Annotated in this window: 18 protein-coding genes; 12 read left to right on the top strand and 6 right to left on the bottom strand. The window is 64.9% G+C overall.

Annotated features, from left to right (window positions below):
• Positions 1-87: 87 nt before the first annotated feature.
• The 9 genes from ccmC (at position 88) to GRI47_RS06605 (ending at position 7383) form a co-directional block, all read left to right on the top strand.
• Positions 88-810 carry a heme ABC transporter permease CcmC gene (gene ccmC / locus GRI47_RS06640; protein WP_160660513.1) on the top strand — a complete coding sequence of 241 codons (723 nt, stop codon included), beginning with the start codon at positions 88-90 and terminating at the stop codon, positions 808-810.
• Positions 807-950, top strand: a complete 144-nt coding sequence (locus GRI47_RS14785; RefSeq protein WP_202387461.1) for a hypothetical protein — start codon at positions 807-809, stop codon at positions 948-950. The genes ccmC and GRI47_RS14785 overlap by 4 nt, the downstream gene beginning before the upstream one ends.
• Positions 947-1432: a cytochrome c maturation protein CcmE gene (gene ccmE / locus GRI47_RS06635; RefSeq protein ID WP_160660512.1), complete on the top strand. Its 486-nt coding sequence runs from the start codon at positions 947-949 to the stop codon at positions 1430-1432. Before GRI47_RS14785 ends, ccmE begins: the two co-directional genes overlap by 4 nt.
• On the top strand, positions 1429-3450 hold the full coding sequence (locus GRI47_RS06630) for a heme lyase CcmF/NrfE family subunit (protein ID WP_160660511.1): 2022 nt from the start codon (positions 1429-1431) through the stop codon (positions 3448-3450). The genes ccmE and GRI47_RS06630 overlap by 4 nt, the downstream gene beginning before the upstream one ends.
• Positions 3447-3974: a redoxin family protein gene (locus GRI47_RS06625; RefSeq protein ID WP_160660510.1), complete on the top strand. Its 528-nt coding sequence runs from the start codon at positions 3447-3449 to the stop codon at positions 3972-3974. The genes GRI47_RS06630 and GRI47_RS06625 overlap by 4 nt, the downstream gene beginning before the upstream one ends.
• Positions 3971-4381, top strand: coding sequence for a cytochrome c-type biogenesis protein CcmH (locus tag GRI47_RS06620; RefSeq protein ID WP_160660509.1), 411 nt, complete (start codon positions 3971-3973; stop codon positions 4379-4381). The genes GRI47_RS06625 and GRI47_RS06620 overlap by 4 nt, the downstream gene beginning before the upstream one ends.
• On the top strand, positions 4378-5022 hold the full coding sequence (locus GRI47_RS06615) for a tetratricopeptide repeat protein (protein ID WP_160660508.1): 645 nt from the start codon (positions 4378-4380) through the stop codon (positions 5020-5022). The genes GRI47_RS06620 and GRI47_RS06615 overlap by 4 nt, the downstream gene beginning before the upstream one ends.
• A 115-nt stretch (positions 5023-5137) precedes the next feature.
• Entirely contained in the window at positions 5138-7123 is a 1986-nt protein-coding gene (locus GRI47_RS06610) for a potassium transporter Kup (RefSeq protein WP_160660507.1), read from the top strand.
• A gap of 71 nt (positions 7124-7194) precedes the next feature.
• Entirely contained in the window at positions 7195-7383 is a 189-nt protein-coding gene (locus GRI47_RS06605; RefSeq protein ID WP_160660506.1) for a hypothetical protein, read from the top strand.
• Between the two features lie 30 nt (positions 7384-7413).
• Here the strand turns inward: GRI47_RS06605 and GRI47_RS06600 are convergent, their stop codons facing one another.
• From GRI47_RS06600 to GRI47_RS06580, 5 genes are all read right to left on the bottom strand, one after another.
• On the bottom strand, positions 7414-8067 hold the full coding sequence (locus GRI47_RS06600) for an inner membrane-spanning protein YciB (protein ID WP_160660505.1): 654 nt from the start codon (positions 8065-8067) through the stop codon (positions 7414-7416).
• 147 nt (positions 8068-8214) lie between these two features.
• On the bottom strand, positions 8215-9135 hold the full coding sequence (gene ftsY, locus GRI47_RS06595; RefSeq protein WP_160660504.1) for a signal recognition particle-docking protein FtsY: 921 nt from the start codon (positions 9133-9135) through the stop codon (positions 8215-8217).
• Complete coding sequence (locus GRI47_RS06590; RefSeq protein WP_160660503.1) at positions 9132-10334, bottom strand: MiaB/RimO family radical SAM methylthiotransferase; 1203 nt, start codon at positions 10332-10334, stop codon at positions 9132-9134. Before GRI47_RS06590 ends, ftsY begins: the two co-directional genes overlap by 4 nt.
• A complete protein-coding gene (gene dapF / locus GRI47_RS06585; protein WP_160660502.1) occupies positions 10316-11125 on the bottom strand; it encodes a diaminopimelate epimerase in 810 nt (269 codons plus the stop codon). The genes GRI47_RS06590 and dapF overlap by 19 nt, the downstream gene beginning before the upstream one ends.
• Before the next feature lie 70 nt (positions 11126-11195).
• Positions 11196-12881 (bottom strand): putative bifunctional diguanylate cyclase/phosphodiesterase, encoded by a 1686-nt coding sequence (locus GRI47_RS06580; protein WP_160660501.1) that lies wholly within the window; start codon positions 12879-12881, stop codon positions 11196-11198.
• A gap of 181 nt (positions 12882-13062) precedes the next feature.
• On the opposite strand from GRI47_RS06580, the gene GRI47_RS06575 reads away from it, so the two are divergent.
• Both GRI47_RS06575 and GRI47_RS06570 read left to right on the top strand, forming a co-directional pair.
• Positions 13063-13473 carry an EVE domain-containing protein gene (locus tag GRI47_RS06575; RefSeq protein WP_160661348.1) on the top strand — a complete coding sequence of 137 codons (411 nt, stop codon included), beginning with the start codon at positions 13063-13065 and terminating at the stop codon, positions 13471-13473.
• A gap of 103 nt (positions 13474-13576) precedes the next feature.
• On the top strand, positions 13577-13759 hold the full coding sequence (locus GRI47_RS06570; protein WP_160660500.1) for a CsbD family protein: 183 nt from the start codon (positions 13577-13579) through the stop codon (positions 13757-13759).
• 84 nt (positions 13760-13843) lie between these two features.
• Here GRI47_RS06570 and GRI47_RS06565 read toward each other — a convergent pair whose 3' ends face one another.
• Positions 13844-15526, bottom strand: a complete 1683-nt coding sequence (locus GRI47_RS06565; protein WP_160660499.1) for a thiamine pyrophosphate-binding protein — start codon at positions 15524-15526, stop codon at positions 13844-13846.
• A 169-nt stretch (positions 15527-15695) separates the two neighbouring features.
• On the opposite strand from GRI47_RS06565, the gene GRI47_RS06560 reads away from it, so the two are divergent.
• Entirely contained in the window at positions 15696-15887 is a 192-nt protein-coding gene (locus GRI47_RS06560; RefSeq protein ID WP_160660498.1) for a hypothetical protein, read from the top strand.
• Positions 15888-15899: the final 12 nt, after the last annotated feature.

Genomic DNA, 15899 nt, shown 5'->3' with positions numbered 1-15899 from the left:
CGCCGATTTCGCCGAGATTCGATCGGCGGTTTCGGCGAGGTTGTTCTTGCCCCAAAGCCCGCATCCTGCCAAAGCGGACGCCTGCCCATGCATGGTTTCGCCAATCCCAAGCGCTTTCTTTCGCTGGCGCGCTGGCTCACGCCGCTCACGCTGGCGGCGGGCCTTATTCTGTCTTGTGGCGCTCTCGCCTGGGGCGTGTTCGTCGCCCCTCCCGACCGGTTGATGGGCGAGACCGTGCGCATCCTCTTCCTGCACGTCCCCACCGCCTGGCTGGGCATGGGCGGGTGGACCATGATCGCGATCGCCAGCCTGGTCTATCTCGTCTGGCGCCACCCGCTCGCGGCGCTCGGCGCACGGGCTGCGGCGGTGCCGGGTCTGGTCTTCACGCTGATCTGCCTCGTCACCGGATCGATCTGGGGCAGGCCGACCTGGGGGACCTGGTGGGTTTGGGATGGCCGGTTGACCAGTATGCTGGTGCTCGCCTTTCTCTACGTCGCCTATATCGCCCTGGCGCAGGCTGCCGAGCGTGAGGGCGTGAGCGCGCGGATCCCCGCCATTTTCGGCCTTCTCGGCGCGATCAACATCCCGATCATCAATCGCAGCGTGGTGTGGTGGAATTCGCTGCACCAGCCACCCAGCATCACGATGGGCCGCAGTTCGATCGATGCGGCCTTCCTGACACCCCTTCTGGTGAGCGTCGCCGGGTTCTCGCTGCTGTTCGGCGCGGTCGTCCTGATGCGGATGCGCGCCCTTCTCGCCGATACGCAGGCCGAAGCGCGCCTCAGGCGTCGTGCGATGGAGGCGGCGTGATGCGCGAGGCGCTCGACCAGTGGGATTTCGTCATCGCGGCCTACGCGGTCGGGCTTGGCGGGACGATCGCGATGATCGTGTGGAGCTGGCTGGCCATGCGGCGGGCGGAAAAACGGCGCGACGAGGTGCGGCGGCGATGAACACAGCCCAATCCTCGCGCCTCAAACCCAAGCACCAGCGGCTGGTGCTGGCGCTGATCGCGCTCGCGGTGCTGATCGCGGCGGGGCTGCTGGCCGCCTATGCGCTGCGCAGCCAGGCGAGCTATTTCTACCTTCCCGAACAGATGCGCGACGATCCGCCGGAAATCGGTCAGGCGGTGCGGCTCGGCGGCATGGTGCAAGAAGGATCGCTGCGCACGATGGCCGACGGGGTGACCGTGGCCTTCACCGTCACCGGGCGCGAGGCATCGGCGATCCCGGTGCGGTTCACCGGCATCCTTCCCGACCTCTTCGTGGAGGGATCGGGCGTGGTCGCGGAAGGGCGGCTGGGGCCGGACGGAATTTTCGTCGCCGACAATCTGCTCGCCAAGCATGACGAGAACTACGTCCCGCGCGAACTTGAGGGCATGAGCGAACATCAGGCCGCCGAAATGGCGGAAGAGACCACGGTGGGCCTCCAGTGATCGCCGAACTGGGCCTCGCCGCTTTATGGCTCGCCGCGGCGCTGGCGGTGCTGCAACTGGTGGCTGGCGCGCTTGCGGTGCGGCAGGATGTGGCGAACGGAGAGGCCGGTGCAGAAGCCAGCATCGCCGACCTGACGCGCCCCGCCACCATCGTCCAGGGTGTCTTCGCAGCCCTGTCCTTCGTCGCGTTGCTCTATGTCTTCGCCATCACCGATCTGTCGGTGAAGCTGGTGGCGGAGAATTCGCATTCGCTGAAGCCGATGATCTACAAGCTGTCGGGCGCGTGGGGCAATCACGAAGGCTCGATGCTGCTGTGGGTGACCGTGCTGGCAGCATCGGGGGCGCTGATCGCCATGGTCGAGCGGCGGCTGCCCGAACGGATGATGCAGGCCGTCCTCGCCGCGCAGGGTTTCGTGGCGCTGGGTTTCTATGCCTTCCTGCTGCTCAGCTCCAATCCGTTCGAGCGGTTGCCGATCCCGGCGGAGGAGGGCGCAGGGCTCAATCCCCTGTTGCAGGATATCGGGCTCGCTTTCCATCCGCCCACGCTTTATCTCGGCTATGTCGGCCTTTCGGTGGCCTTCAGTTTCGCGGTCGGCGCGCTCATTACGCGTCAGGTCACGCCCGATTTCGCCCGCGCCATGCGGCCCTGGGTGCTGGGCGCGTGGGTCTTTTTGACACTGGGAATCACGGCGGGCAGCTATTGGGCCTATTACGAGCTGGGCTGGGGCGGCTGGTGGTTCTGGGACCCAGTCGAGAATGCATCGCTGATGCCCTGGCTCGCCGCGACAGCGCTGCTGCATTCGACCAGCGTTCTCGCCACGCGCGATGCTTTGCGGGCCTGGACGATCATGCTCGGGGTGGTCGCCTTCTCGATGAGTATGCTCGGCACCTTTCTCGTCCGATCGGGCATCCTGACCAGCGTCCACGCCTTTGCCGTCGATCCCCAGCGCGGAACCTTCATCCTCTTCCTGCTGGCGATCTATATCGGCGGGGCGCTCCTCCTGTTCGCACTGAGGGCAGGCGCGGTCAGCGAAGGCGCGCGGTTCTCGGTCGCGAGCCGCGAAGGGGCGCTGGTCGTCAACAATGTCCTCCTGTCGGCGATCCTGGCCGTGGTGCTGCTCGGCACGCTCTATCCCCTGCTGACCGAGGCGTTCGATGTGCGCGTCTCGGTCGGCCCGCCCTATTTCAATCCCGTCGGCGCGATCTTCGCGCTGCCGATGGTCGCGGTGATGGCGGTGGGGCCGCTTCTGCGCTGGCGCAGGGACGGGTTCGGACGGATCCGGCGCGAACTGGCGCTGATGGGCGCGGTTCTGGTGGCGGCTCTCGTTCTGGTGTCGCTGATCGGGGAGGTGGCCTTCCTGCCCCTGCTCGGGCTGGCGCTTGCCGCGATGCTGGCTTTGGCGAGCGTCATGCCGCTGCGCGGTCGCAATCTGCGCCGTGTCCCGATCGCGACCTGGGGCATGGTGTTCGGCCATTTCGGCCTCGCCATCGCGCTGTTCGGCATGGCGAGCGAAAGCGCCTTCACCAAGGAACGCCTCGCCGCGCTTGCGCCGGGTGAGCAGACCACGGTCGGCCCCTGGACGGTCACGCTCAACCAGATCGCCCCCGCTGCGGGTGCGAACTGGACCGCGATGGAAGCGCGCCTGTCCGCGCGGCTCGAAACCGGCGATCCGATCATCCTGACTCCGCAACACCGCACTTTCTGGGCGCCGCCGCAGCAGACCGCGGAAAGCGTTCTCGCGACGCGCTGGAACGGCCAGCTCTATGCCGTGATCGGCAATCAGGCCGGGGCGACGGGGGCGGGGCCGGAACGCTGGCAGGTGCGCCTGTGGTGGAAGCCGTTCGTGACCTGGATCTGGTATGGAGGCGTTCTGGTCGCGCTCGGCGGGGCTCTCGCGCTCATCGGACACGTACAGGCCGATTGGCGGCGCCGGATCGTGCGCCGCAAGGCGGCTGCGCGCCGCCGGGAGATGGGACGAGAAATGAGACGTGAAATGGGGCGGGAGCAACTGACATGAGCTGGCGCCTGTGGCTTCCTCTGCTGGCGTTTGCAGGCTTTCTGGGCCTCGCGGCCTACCAGCTGACCCAGCCGCGCGACGAGATCGTCGAAAGCCGGATGATCGGCAAGGCGCTGCCCTATTTCGATCTCGAGCCTGCCACGGCGGGCCTGCCCGGCGCGGCGAGCGACGATTTCAAGGACGGCCAGCCCCGCCTTCTCAATATCTGGGCGAGCTGGTGCCTGCCTTGCATCGCCGAGGCACCGCAGCTTGAGCGGTTGCGCGACGAGGGGGCGACCATCGTCGGCGTAGCGATCCGCGACCGGCCCGAGGATGTCGCGCGTTTCCTCGAACGTCACGGCAATCCCTATGCCGCGATCGGATCGGACGACCTTTCGGAAGTGCAATTGGGCATCGGATCGTCGGGCGTTCCCGAAACCTTCGTCATCACTGGCACGGGCAAGATCGCCTATCAACATATCGGCGACATCCGCGAACGCGACGTGCCCCTGCTGCTCGAAAAACTGCGCGAGGCAGGCGAGTGAGGTCGCTCTGTCTTTCGCTTGTCCTCGCGCTGTTGGCGATCTCGCCGCTTTCGGCGCAACAAACCGTGCCGCCCGCGCCGTTCGCCTATCGCCAATTGGACGATCCGGGCGAGGAGGCGCAGGCGCAGGAGCTGATGGAGACTCTGCGCTGTCTCACCTGCCAGTCGCAATCGATCGCCGATAGCGACGCGCCGATGGCGGGCGACATGCGCCATCAGGTGCGCATCCGCATCGCGGCGGGCGAGACGCCGGAGGAAATCCGCGGCTGGCTGATGCAGCGCTATGGCGATTACGTCAGCTACAGGCCGGAAGTCAGCGCGACGACCTGGCCGCTCTTCGCCGTGCCGGTCCTGATCCTGATCGCCGCGCTCGCCATCTTCCGCCGCCGTTTCGCGAGGCGCGCATGAGCTGGCTCGCCATCCTCGCCCTCGCGGCCTTTGGCTTTGTCTTCGCGGTCTTCGCCCTCAAGCTTCCGCGCGCGTCGTGGACGCTGTTCGCCGCAGCTCTCCTGTTCGGGCTGGCCGGTTATGCGACGCAAGGGGCCCCCGAACAGCCCGCTGCGCCGAAGGAAGGGCAGATCCTCGATCCCCAATCGGGTGAAGCGATGGTGGAGGCGCGCAAGGAATTCTACGACGAGGGCGTGCTCCCATCCCGCTATGTCGTGACTGCGGACGGGTTCACCCGGCGCGGCCAGTATCGCGACGCGATCGATTTCCTGCGCAACGCCATCGCCGAAAATCCCAACGATTCGCAGGCCTGGGTGGCGATGGGTAACGCGCTCGTCGAACATGCGAACGGCACGCTGAGCGAAGCGGCCGAATTCGCCTATGCCCGCGCAAAGGCGACCGATCCCGGCAACGCCGCCGCCGATTATTTCCACGGCATCGTCCTGATCCGCAATTCGCGGTTCGACGAGGGGCGCGCATTATGGGCCGCCGCCCTCGAAGCCGCGCCTCAGGATGCGCGCTATCGCAGCACGCTCGCCGCGCGCCTCGCCGTGCTCGACCAGGCCATCGGCCGGATCGAACAGGAACGGTCGGCCGAATGAGCGGGGGCGCTGGCGTGTTGCCGGTGCGAAGCCACAGTGCTAAGCGCGCCACCTTTGCAGCCTCGCAAGCCCGGAAAACCCGGCTTGCGGGCGTGAACGAAAGTTCGACTCCGTCATGAGCGACACCGTCAACAGCGACAATTCCGCAACGATTTCCGACCTGCCCGGCGACCCCGGCGCCATCGAAGGCGCGGCCACGCCCGGAGCGGGCCCGGCGACCGGCGGCGCCCATGCCGGTTCCAAGGCGGCGCTCGCCGTTGGTGCGATCGGCGTTGTCTTCGGCGATATCGGCACCAGCCCGCTTTACGCCTTCCGGGAAACCTTTCTGGGCGAACACAGCCTCGCGATCGACCAATTGCACGTATACGGGGTGGTCAGCCTCATCTTCTGGTCGATGACGCTGATCGTCTCGATCCAGTACGTCTCCATTCTGATGCGCGCGGACAATAACGGGCAGGGCGGCACGCTCGCTTTGGTCGCCCTGTTGACCCGGCATATGGATCGCTCGCGCTATGGCTGGCTGGTCATCGTGCTGGGCGTGTTCGCCACGGCCCTGTTCTACGGCGACAGCATGATCACGCCCGCGATCTCGGTCCTGTCCGCCGTCGAGGGGCTTACCGTGGTCAACCCCGGTTTCGAAAGCCTGGTCATTCCGATCGCGCTGGTCCTCCTGATCGGCCTGTTCCTGATCCAGAAGCGCGGCACCCATTCGGTGGGGAAATTGTTCGCACCGGTCATGATCGTGTATTTCACCACGATCGCGGTGCTCGGCATCGTGCATATCGTTCAGAACCCCTATATCCTCCAGGCGCTTAACCCCTGGTACGCGGTCCAATTCTTCCTGACCGACGGCACGATCGCCTTCCTCGCGCTGGGATCCGTGGTCCTGGCGGTTACCGGCTCCGAAGCGCTCTATTCGGACATGGGGCATTTCGGGCGAGGGCCGATGCGGCTGTCCTGGTTCGGCTTTGTCATGCCCTGCCTGCTGCTGAACTATTTCGGCCAGGGCGCGATGATTTCCGCCATGGACCCGTCGCAGACCGCCGAGGCGATGAAGAGCCCGTTCTTCGTCATGGCGCCCGAGGCTTTGCGCCTGCCTCTCGTCTTTCTTGCAACCGCCGCCACCTTCATCGCCAGCCAGGCGGTGATCTCGGGCGCGTTCTCGGTGACGCATCAGGCGATCCAGCTAGGCTTCGTGCCGCGCCTGTCGACCGAGCACACCAGTGCAAGCGAGCGCGGGCAGATCTACATCCCCTTCGTCAACAACGTGCTGATGGTGGCGGTGATCCTGCTGGTGCTCATGTTCCAGAACTCGAGCAATCTCGCCTCGGCCTACGGAATCGCCGTGACGGGGGCGATGTTCATCGATACGCTGCTGATGGGCGTGCTGCTGTTCGCGGTCTTCAAATGGCGCTGGTGGTTCGCCGTGCCGGTGCTGCTGACCTTCATCTTCGTCGACGGGGCCTATTTCGCCGCGAACCTGCCCAAGGTGCCCGATGGCGGCTGGTTCCCGCTGGTCATCGGACTGGTGGCCTTCACTCTGCTGACGACCTGGGCGAAAGGCCGTCACCTGATGCGCGATCGGATGAGCGAGATCGCTCTACCGGTCGAAATCTTCGCCAAGAGCGCCAAGAACAGTGCGACCCGCGTGCCGGGAACGGCCATCTTCATGGCAAGCCAGACCGCCGGCGTGCCGAGCGCGTTGCTCCATAATATCAAGCACAATAAGGTGCTGCACGATCGGGTGATCATCCTGACCGTCCTGATCGCGGAAGTGCCCTATATCCATCCCGAGGAACGGTGCGAGATCGACGATCTGGGGGACGGCTTCTACCGCGCGATCCTGCATTACGGCTTCATGGAAGAGACCAACGTGCCGGAAGGCCTGAAGCAGATGAAGCGTTGCGGGGGCGAGTTCGACATGATGGATACGAGCTTCTTCCTCAGCCGCCAGACCCTGCTGCCGAGCGCCAAGCCCGGTATGCCGATCTGGCGCGAAAAGATCTTCGCCTGGATGCTCCGCAACGCGGCGACCGCGATGGATTTCTTCCGCCTGCCGACCAATCGCGTGGTGGAGCTGGGGAGCCAGGTGGAGATTTAGTCGGCTGTAAGAACTGCCGTTCCGCTAACGAGCCCATTGCGAATATACGATACGACAGGCAAGTTGCTGCGATGGGCAAGCGATCTGGCGTTCCGCACCGCGATGACGAACTGCATAAGCTGAGCAACGATGAGCTGCAGTCGGAGCTCGAACGGTCGCGGAGACGATTGGGTATCGCTCGGTCAACCAAATTGGCCAAGCAATGGCAAAAGCGCATTCACTGGCTTGAAAGCGCCCTCGTCAGCCGAGACACCCAATGACCGTTTTTTACCCAATATCTGACAGTTCAATCAAGCCGTCGGCGGCTCGTCCTTCACCACATCCGGCTTGTCCTCCAGCGCAAGGCCGTGCCGCAGAAGCATGGGAATCTGCGACAGCGTGAAGACGAAGCTCAGCGGCAGGAACATCCACAGTTTCGCCCACAACCAGCTTTCGAAGGTCATCGTGCGGACCAGCACCTCGTTCAGCGCGGCCATGGCGAAGAAATAGACACCCCAATTGCGCGACAGCTTGAGCCAGCCTTCCTTGTCGACGCCTTCGAACGCGGCTTCGAGCAGGATCTGGAGCATCGCCTTGCCGCGCAGCCACCCGCCGACCAGCACGATGCCGAACAGGAGATAGATCGCGGTCGGCTTGAACTGGATGAAGCGTTCGTCGCGCAACCAGATCGTCAGCGCGCCGAAGCCGACGATCAGCGCCGTAGACAGCATCAGCATCGGCGAAACCTTGCCGAATTTCCATTTCGAGAAGGCGAGCGCCACCACGGCGGCGACCATGAAGGCGATGGTCCCATAGATGACCGCAGCGATCTCGCCGAAGGTCGAGGTTTCGGGCGGCTGGTAGAATTTGTAGACGCCGAGGAAGACGAGCAGCGGCCCGTAATCGACAAGCGTGTTGAGCCAGCCGGATTTGGGTTTGCTTTCGGTGTTCACAGGATCGCTCATGTATCTCTCACTTCGTCATTGCGAGCGTAGCGAAGCAATCCAGCGCGGTACGGACCTTCGTCTGGATTGCTTCGTCGCCTGACGGTTCCTCGCAATGACGAGGTATGGGTGGTGTTTTGGAACTGGCCTGGCGCTCGTCCCGTGTCATCAAGCGACTCCCGCAATCACACGCGCGACCAGATCGGGATCGAAGGGGCGCAGATCGTCTATCTTCTCCCCCACGCCGATGGCGTGAATCGGGAGGCCATACTGCTCCGCCGCCGCGACGAGGACGCCGCCACGCGCCGTCCCGTCGAGCTTGGTCATCACGAGGCCGGTGACGCCCGCGACTTCCTTGAATACGTCGATCTGGTTGAGCGCGTTCTGGCCGTTGGTGGCATCGAGCACCAGCACGACATCGTGCGGCGCTTCGGGGTTCAGGCGGCCGAGCACCTTTCTGATCTTGGCCAGCTCGTCCATCAGCTCACGCTTGTTCTGCAAGCGGCCTGCCGTGTCGACGATCAGCGCGTCGGTTCCTTTGTCCGTCGCCGACTTGACCGCATCGAACACGATGCTGGCCGGATCGCCCCCTTCGGGGCCGCGCACCAGCGGCACACCGATGCGGTCCGCCCAGGTGGCGAGCTGGCCGATGGCAGCGGCGCGGAAGGTGTCGCCCGCGGCCAGCATGACCTCGTAATCGTCTTCCTGGAAGAGGTGGGCGAGCTTGGCGATGGTGGTCGTCTTGCCGCTGCCGTTTACGCCGATCACCAGCACGACCTGGGGGCGGGGAAAGGCGGTGACTTCCAGCGGCTTTGCCACCGGGCGCAGGATGGCGGCGATCTCCTCGGCCACGGCTTCCTGCAATTCGCGCTGGCTGATCTCCAATCCGAACCGCTTGTCGCGCAGGCGCTCGCGAATGCGGCGGGCGGCGCTGGGGCCGAGATCGGACAGGATCAACGCATCCTCGACATCGTCCAGAGTCGCCTCGTCCAGCCGCGCGGTACCGACCACGTCGAGATTGGCGGTCAGGCGCTCCGACGTCTTGCGAAAGCCGCCGAACAGGCGCTCGCTCCAGCTGGGTGAACTCATACCAGAAGTCTGCCTTCGATTGCGCGCGGGGTGAGTGTCGCGATGGTCCCGGCAGCCATGCCTTCGGGAAGCGCGACCCTGGCGAAGTTCTCCGCATAGCCGCTCCCGTCGCGTTCCGCGAGGACACTGAGCGGTTTGTCGACGAGCGACGCCAGCCATCCGGTCTGCGTCGTGGCGGCGAGCGCGCGCAAGTCTGCGGCCCGCGCCTTTACCGTGGCGCGATCGACCTGCGGCATTCGCGCGGCCGGGGTGGTGTCGCGCGGGGAATAGGGAAAGATGTGGGCGTGGACGATCTTCAGCTCGCTGAGGATCGAGAGATTCGCCTGGTGATGTTCCTCGCTCTCGGTCGGGAAGCCCGCGATCAGATCGGCTCCCACCGCGAGATCGGGCCGCCGCTCGCGCAGACGCGCCACCAGATCGACGGCCTGCGCGCGGCTGTGCCGCCGCTTCATGCGCTTGAGGATCAGGTCATGGCCGTGCTGGAGCGAGAGATGGAGATGCGGCATCAGCCTCCTCTCGCTCGCGAACAACTCGAACAGGAGCGGATCGATCTCGATCCCGTCGAGCGAGGACATGCGCAGGCGGGGGAGATTGGGAAAGGTTTGCAGGATCGCCTGCACCAATTGGCCCAGCGGAGGGCGATCGGGCAGATCGTGACCCCAGCTGGTCACGTCGACGCCCGTCAGCACGATTTCCGGCGCGCCCTGTTCGAGATGGGTTTCGACCTCGCGCAGCACGTTCGCGATCGGCAGCGAGCGGCTCGGGCCGCGACCCTGCGGGATAATGCAGAAGGTGCAGGCATGGTCGCAGCCATTCTGGATGGCGACGAAGGCGCGGGTCCTGCGCTTGGGCGCGGGCGGAGCGGTTTCGGGCAGGTTCCACGCGCGCGGATCGAGCTTGGCGGCATTGGCGACCAGCCCGTCAACCTCCGGCATCGCCGCAATCGCCTCGCGCTCGGTCTCGGCGGCGCAGCCGGTGACGAGCAGGCGGGCGTCAGGATGGGCGCGGCGCGCGCGGCGGATGGCCTGGCGGGTCTGGCGCACCGCCTCGCGCGTGACGGCGCAGCTGTTGACGACGACCAGATCGCGCTCACCCGCCATCATCGCGCGCATCCGCTCGCTCTCGGCGATATTGAGGCGGCAACCGAGCGAGATGATTTCCACCGGATCGGCGCTGGCCGTCACGCGTAATCGTCCCATTCGAACGAGCCGCGATAGCTTTCGGTGGCAGGTCCGGTCATGCGGATGCGGCCATCCTCCTGCCACAGGATCGTCAGCGCGCCGCCGGGCAATTCGACGGCAACTTCGCGCTCCACCAGTCCCCTTCGCATGGCGACGACCGCGGTCGCGCAGGCGCCCGTACCGCAGGCGCGCGTCAGGCCCGCTCCGCGTTCCCAGACGCGCAGGCGTATCCGGGTGCGATCCACGATCGTCGCGACATTGACGTTGACGCGTTCGGGAAAGAGCGGATCGGTCTCGATCTCGGGGCCCAAGCTGTCGAGCGCAATGGCGTCGCTGTCCGCGACAAAGAATACGACATGCGGATTGCCGACATTGGCGGCGCCCGGTTCCTCGAGATAGCCCCAGCCCACCGGCATTCGCAGCGTGTCCATCGGGTAGTCGAGCGGGATCGCATCCCATTCGAAGCGTGGCACTCCCATATCGACGCTCGCCCCGCCATCCGACGGCTCAAGCGCGATCGTGCCGCCCGCGGTCTCGACCCTGGCAGGCGCGCCGTGCAACAGGGCGACCGCGCGCGAGGCGTTGCCGCAGGCGCCGACTTCTCCGCCATCGCTGTTGAAGATCCGCATTCGGAAATCGGCGCTCTCGCTCTTTTCGAGCAGGATCACCTGATCGCACCCGATACCCTCCCGCCGATCCGCCAGCGCAGCGGCGACCCGAGGTTCCAGTTCGGGAAGCGGATCGCCCCGTGCGTCGAGAACGACGAAATCGTTGCCGAGGCCGTGCATTTTGGTGAAGGGAACGCGCATGATTGCCGCCGCGTCTAAATTGCCCGGCGGCGCGGGTCCAGCCTCTCGCGACCGGACGATTACGGCAGAGTCAGGATCCGCCTGTCGCAGCGCGCGGGGCGCTGGTGAGTTCGCGATCCAGATTCGCCAGCAGATCGTGCTCGCGCAACCGGTCGATCACGCCCGCCGCGTTTTCGGGGTAGCCATAGTGATAGCCCTGGCCCTTGAGCCCGCGCATCGATTGCAGCGTCTCCAGGATCGCTTCGTCCTCGATCCCCTCGGCGGTGATCGGCATTTTCAGCCCGGCACCCATCGCCACGATCGCATCGACGAGCTTGCTGCTCGCTTCGCCATTGTTGATTTCACGGATGAAACTGCGGTCGATCTTGATCCGGTCGAAGGGCAGGGTCCGCAATTGCGACAGGCTGGCATAGCCGGTGCCGAAATCGTCCAGGCTGACGCTGACGCCCTGATTGCGCAGCGAAGTGATCATCGAGCGGACCGAGGCGATGTTGTCGTGAAGGCAGCTTTCTGTGATCTCGATTTCCAACCGCGATGCGGGAAAGCTGTGCTGGATAAGGAGCTTCAGCAGTTTCTGGGAGAACCAGGGGTCGCGCAATTGGACAGGCGATATATTGACCGACAGGGTGAGGTCGGGGCTCCATTCACGCGCGTCCCTGAACGCCTGGACGATCAGGCATTCGGACAATTCGTCGATCACGCCGATCTCTTCCGCGATGGGAATGAAGATATCGGGCCCGACCAGGCCCAGCGCGGGCGATTGCCACCGCGCCAGCATCTCGAAACCGGTCAATCGGCCGCTTTCGACATCGACCTGCTGTTCGTAGAAGGGGACGAATTCGCCTGCCGCAATCCCTGCACGGATCCCGTTTTCGAGCTGGCTGCGGAACTTCAGTTCCTGTTCCATCACGGGTTCGAACCAGACGCTGCGCTGCTTGCCGTGTTTCTTGGCGTGATACATGGCGATGTCCGCCTTGTGCATCATCTCGTTCGGCCATTCCTCAGGGGAGAGGGCGGGCGGCACATCGCGGCAGCCCACCATCCCGACCGACATGCTGGTGTCGATGGTGAAATCCTGGATCGCGATCGGTTGCGCGATCGCTTCGATCAGCACGCTGGCGAGCGTTTCGATCTCTTGCTGGGCGGACCGGTCATGCATGATGGCGATGGCGAACTCGTCGCCCCCAATTCTTGCGATCACGGCGTCGGTGGGCAGGATCGCCCGCATCCGCGTGGCCACTTCGCGCAGGACGGCATCGCCTGCGGTGTGGCCGTGGACATCGTTGATGTGCTTGAAATTGTCGAGATCGATGAGGAGCACCGCGACGCGCCGATCGTCCGATTCGGCCCGCCGATGAAGCTCGTTCATCGCCGGGGCCACGCTGCGGCGATTGTGGCAGCCGGTAAGCGAATCGAGCCGGGCTTCGTTGCGCGCTTCGTTTTCCGAGCGGATGCGGTCTTTCAGCTCGATCGCGAGCGATTTGTATCGCCGCCATCCGATCAGGATAATGGCGATATTGAGCAGCATGGCGCTGGCGAGCACCTGGTCGGGCGCATCGGTCAGCCCGCGCCACGCGCCGAGCAATTGCGGCAGCACGGTACCGCCGACCGCGACGAACAGGGTGATAGCGGCAAGCGCCACACCGCGCGCCACGAATTCGCGCCTCGCATGGGGATGGGTCCGGGCGTCGCCGGAGTCCTGCGATTGCACCGCGCCGTCGAGCGGTTCGCCTTGGGTTTCCGATATTGTGGGCATGGGCGCCCCTCGCGGTTGGAATTGCTCCCAAGCTATTGCGCGATAGGTTGAAGAAGCGGTTAAAATCGAGCGGAAGGGCCGATGCCGCGATGTGCGGCTCAAGGCGGCGCGGGGTAGCGGGCCGCCCGGCAAGCCTCTATCGGCGATGGCCGACTGCAATCTCGAAAGGACCCGACTGACGATGGCACGGTACTGGCTGATGAAATCAGAACCCTTCAAATACAGCTGGGACGATCTCGTCGCCGAAGGGGAGGGCACCTGGGACGGCGTGCGCAACCACCGCGCCAAGAACAATCTCGCGGCGATGGAGGTGGGCGACGAAGCCTTCTTCTATCACTCGCGCGAAGGGCTGGAGATCGTCGGCATCTGCGAGGTCAGCGTGGCCGGGATCACCGATCCGACCGACCCGGAAGGCAAATGGGCGGCGGTTAAGGTGAAGCCGAAATCCAAGTTGCCGCAGCCGGTGTCCCTGAAGGCGATCAAGGCGAATCCCGATCTGGCGGATTGCGAACTGGTCAGGCTTTCGCGCCTTTCCGTGGCCGAGATCACGGAACGCGAATGGGAGATAATTCTTGGTATGGCTGCGGCCTGAAAAAGGCGTTTAGCCGGTCTATTTCGGAGGAACTGTCTCGTCGCGCGGATGTTGATTGTACAACAGCGCGAAACGGTTTTGCGCGGAGCCAAGGAGACCTCTCGTGGGTGAACTGACCGACAAGATCAAAGGCAATACGAACGAAGCGATCGGCAAGGGGAAGCAAGGCGTGGCGGATGCCACCAATAACGCTTCGCTGGACGCCGAAGGCAAGAAGCAAGAAGCCAAGGGCAAGGCCCAGCAATTCGAAGGCGAAGTCAAGGGCAAGCTCGGCGACGATATCTAGATCGACGTCAGCCTTCTAACGAGGGCCGTTCTCCTGGCGAGAGCGGCCCTCCGCGTATCAGACCCCTATAGTATCGAACCACGCTCAATCGCGTGATGCGCGCAGGCCGCTGACGCTGAGGCCGGCTGCCGAAAGCTGTTCGGTGTCGATCAGGCAGTGGATCAGGCGCAGACCGGTGCGGCCCTTGGCCTCAGTCAGCGCATCCTTCAGCGCTTCCGTGGTGTCTGCCCGCGCCGTCCATGCGCCGAACGCCTCGGCCAGCTTGGCGAAATCGGGATTCTTCAGCTCGGTGGCGGAGACGCGGTTCGGGAACTCGCGCTCCTGATGCATTCGGATCGTTCCGTAAGCGCCATTATCCACCACGATCACAAGCATATCGAGATCGTATTGTGCCGCAGTGGCCAATTCCTGTCCGTTCATCAGGAAATCGCCATCGCCCGCCACCGCCACCACGGTGCGCTCGGGAAAGCGGCGCGCAGCGGCGATGGCGGCGGGCACGCCATAGCCCATCGCTCCGGCAGTCGGCGCGAGCTGGGTCGGAAACCCCTCGTAACGCCAATAGCGGTGCCACCAGCCTGAAAAATTGCCCGCGCCGTTGCAGATGATCGTATCGGCCGGATAGGTGTCGCGCATGAACTGGACGCAGGCCGCCAGGTCGAGCGCATGATTGCCGTCCGTCCGCTCAGGATGCGCGGTCGCCCACTCCTCCCATTGCGCGTGCGCCTCGGCCCCGGCATCGAAATCGAGCGCGTCGTCCTCGGTCCAGAGCGCCGCGGCTTCCGCGAATTCCGCAGGGTCGGCACAGATCGCAAGATCGGCGGGATAGACCCGGTTCAGTTCCTCAGGATCGGGATGGACGTGGATCAGCTTGCGATCCTTGTCGATCAGGGACGGCACCGAATATCCGTCGGTCGTCGCTTCGCCGAGCCGCGCGCCCACGGTCAGGATCAGATCGGCTTCCTTCACCCGCGCGACCAGTTTGGGATTGGGGCCGTATCCCAGATTGCCGGCATAGACCCGGCTCGACGGGCTGATCGCGTCCTGGCGGCGGAAGGCGGTCGCAGTCGGAATGCCCAGGCGTTCGGCAAAGAGCTGGAAGAATTCGCGCGCCTTCGCGTTCCAGCCCGCTCCGCCGATAATCGCGATGGGGGCGGCGGCATCCTCGATCAGCGCGAACAGCGCCTGCATCGCATCCGGGCAGGGGGCCTGGGCGGGACGTTCGATCGCGGGCCGGGGAAGCGCGGATGCCGCATCGTGCAGCATGTCTTCCGGCAGCGCCAGGACGACCGGACCGGGCCGACCCGCCATCGCCACGGAATAGGCGCGCGCGACGTATTCGGGGATGCGCTCCGCATCATCGATCCGCGCCGCCCACTTGCACGCCGGGCCGAAAAAGGCTGCGAAGTCGAGTTCCTGAAACCCCTCGCGATCGCGCATCCCGCGCGCGACATCGCCCACGAAGAGGATCATCGGCTGCGAATCCTGCATCGCGACATGGACGCCGATGCTGGCATTGGTGGCGCCCGGACCGCGCGTCACGAAGCAGACGCCCGGCCTGCCCGTCATCGCTCCGTCCGCGCAGGCCATGAACGCCGCGCCCCCTTCCTGGCGGCAGGTCACGACATCGATCGCGCTCTCGCCATGCAGCGCGTCCAGCACGGGGAGGAAGCTTTCGCCCGGAACGGTGAAGATCCGGTCGCAGCGCTGTTCGATCAGGCAATCGACCAGCAGGCGAGCGGCGGCGGGTGTCGAGGGGGTATCGGTCATGGTGACGGCGTTACCGCGCGCCTTCCATGCAGGCAATCGCCGGTTTCGAAGCGTGTTCTGGACCGGAATCGTTACCGAAAAGGGTAGAGGGATAGGGTTAACGTACCGAAACGGGGCACTCTCGCCGAAAGCGGGAGCGGAATGGTTAGCAATCGGTTAATCCCGCACCATGAGACGATCGCTGGTCCTGACCGATGAAGCCGCCCGGCACCCGTTCCGGGCCTCTCTTCCCCCGCATGTCTGCGCCGAGGACGCGATGGCGCATGACGAATCGATCTGGCGCGTCACGGCGAGCGACGTGCGCGGTGTCGCGACAGCCTATTTCGCCTGTCTTGCGGCGACCCTGGCGTTTATTCTCTGATTAGACTGCCGA

It is taken from the genome of Qipengyuania pelagi, from assembly GCF_009827295.1.
Classification (GTDB): Bacteria; Pseudomonadota; Alphaproteobacteria; order Sphingomonadales; family Sphingomonadaceae; genus Qipengyuania; species Qipengyuania pelagi.
The sequence above is the reverse complement of the archived record's forward strand: the minus strand, read 5'-3'. Positions and strand labels throughout refer to the sequence as shown.

Excerpts from the sequence above, each read along its gene's own strand:
- ccmC (WP_160660513.1), top strand. The coding sequence starts at position 88 with ATGCATGGTTTCGCCAATCCCAAGCGCTTTCTTTCGCTGGCGCGCTGG.
- ccmE (WP_160660512.1), top strand. The coding sequence starts at position 947 with ATGAACACAGCCCAATCCTCGCGCCTCAAACCCAAGCACCAGCGGCTG.
- GRI47_RS06625 (WP_160660510.1), top strand. The coding sequence starts at position 3,447 with ATGAGCTGGCGCCTGTGGCTTCCTCTGCTGGCGTTTGCAGGCTTTCTG.
- GRI47_RS06615 (WP_160660508.1), top strand. The coding sequence starts at position 4,378 with ATGAGCTGGCTCGCCATCCTCGCCCTCGCGGCCTTTGGCTTTGTCTTC.
- GRI47_RS06610 (WP_160660507.1), top strand. The coding sequence starts at position 5,138 with ATGAGCGACACCGTCAACAGCGACAATTCCGCAACGATTTCCGACCTG.
- GRI47_RS06605 (WP_160660506.1), top strand. The coding sequence starts at position 7,195 with ATGGGCAAGCGATCTGGCGTTCCGCACCGCGATGACGAACTGCATAAG.
- GRI47_RS06600 (WP_160660505.1), bottom strand. The coding sequence starts at position 8,067 with ATGAGCGATCCTGTGAACACCGAAAGCAAACCCAAATCCGGCTGGCTC.
- ftsY (WP_160660504.1), bottom strand. The coding sequence starts at position 9,135 with ATGAGTTCACCCAGCTGGAGCGAGCGCCTGTTCGGCGGCTTTCGCAAG.
- GRI47_RS06590 (WP_160660503.1), bottom strand. The coding sequence starts at position 10,334 with ATGGGACGATTACGCGTGACGGCCAGCGCCGATCCGGTGGAAATCATC.
- dapF (WP_160660502.1), bottom strand. The coding sequence starts at position 11,125 with ATGCGCGTTCCCTTCACCAAAATGCACGGCCTCGGCAACGATTTCGTC.
- GRI47_RS06580 (WP_160660501.1), bottom strand. The coding sequence starts at position 12,881 with ATGCCCACAATATCGGAAACCCAAGGCGAACCGCTCGACGGCGCGGTG.
- GRI47_RS06575 (WP_160661348.1), top strand. The coding sequence starts at position 13,063 with ATGGCACGGTACTGGCTGATGAAATCAGAACCCTTCAAATACAGCTGG.
- GRI47_RS06565 (WP_160660499.1), bottom strand. The coding sequence starts at position 15,526 with ATGACCGATACCCCCTCGACACCCGCCGCCGCTCGCCTGCTGGTCGAT.
- GRI47_RS06560 (WP_160660498.1), top strand. The coding sequence starts at position 15,696 with ATGAGACGATCGCTGGTCCTGACCGATGAAGCCGCCCGGCACCCGTTC.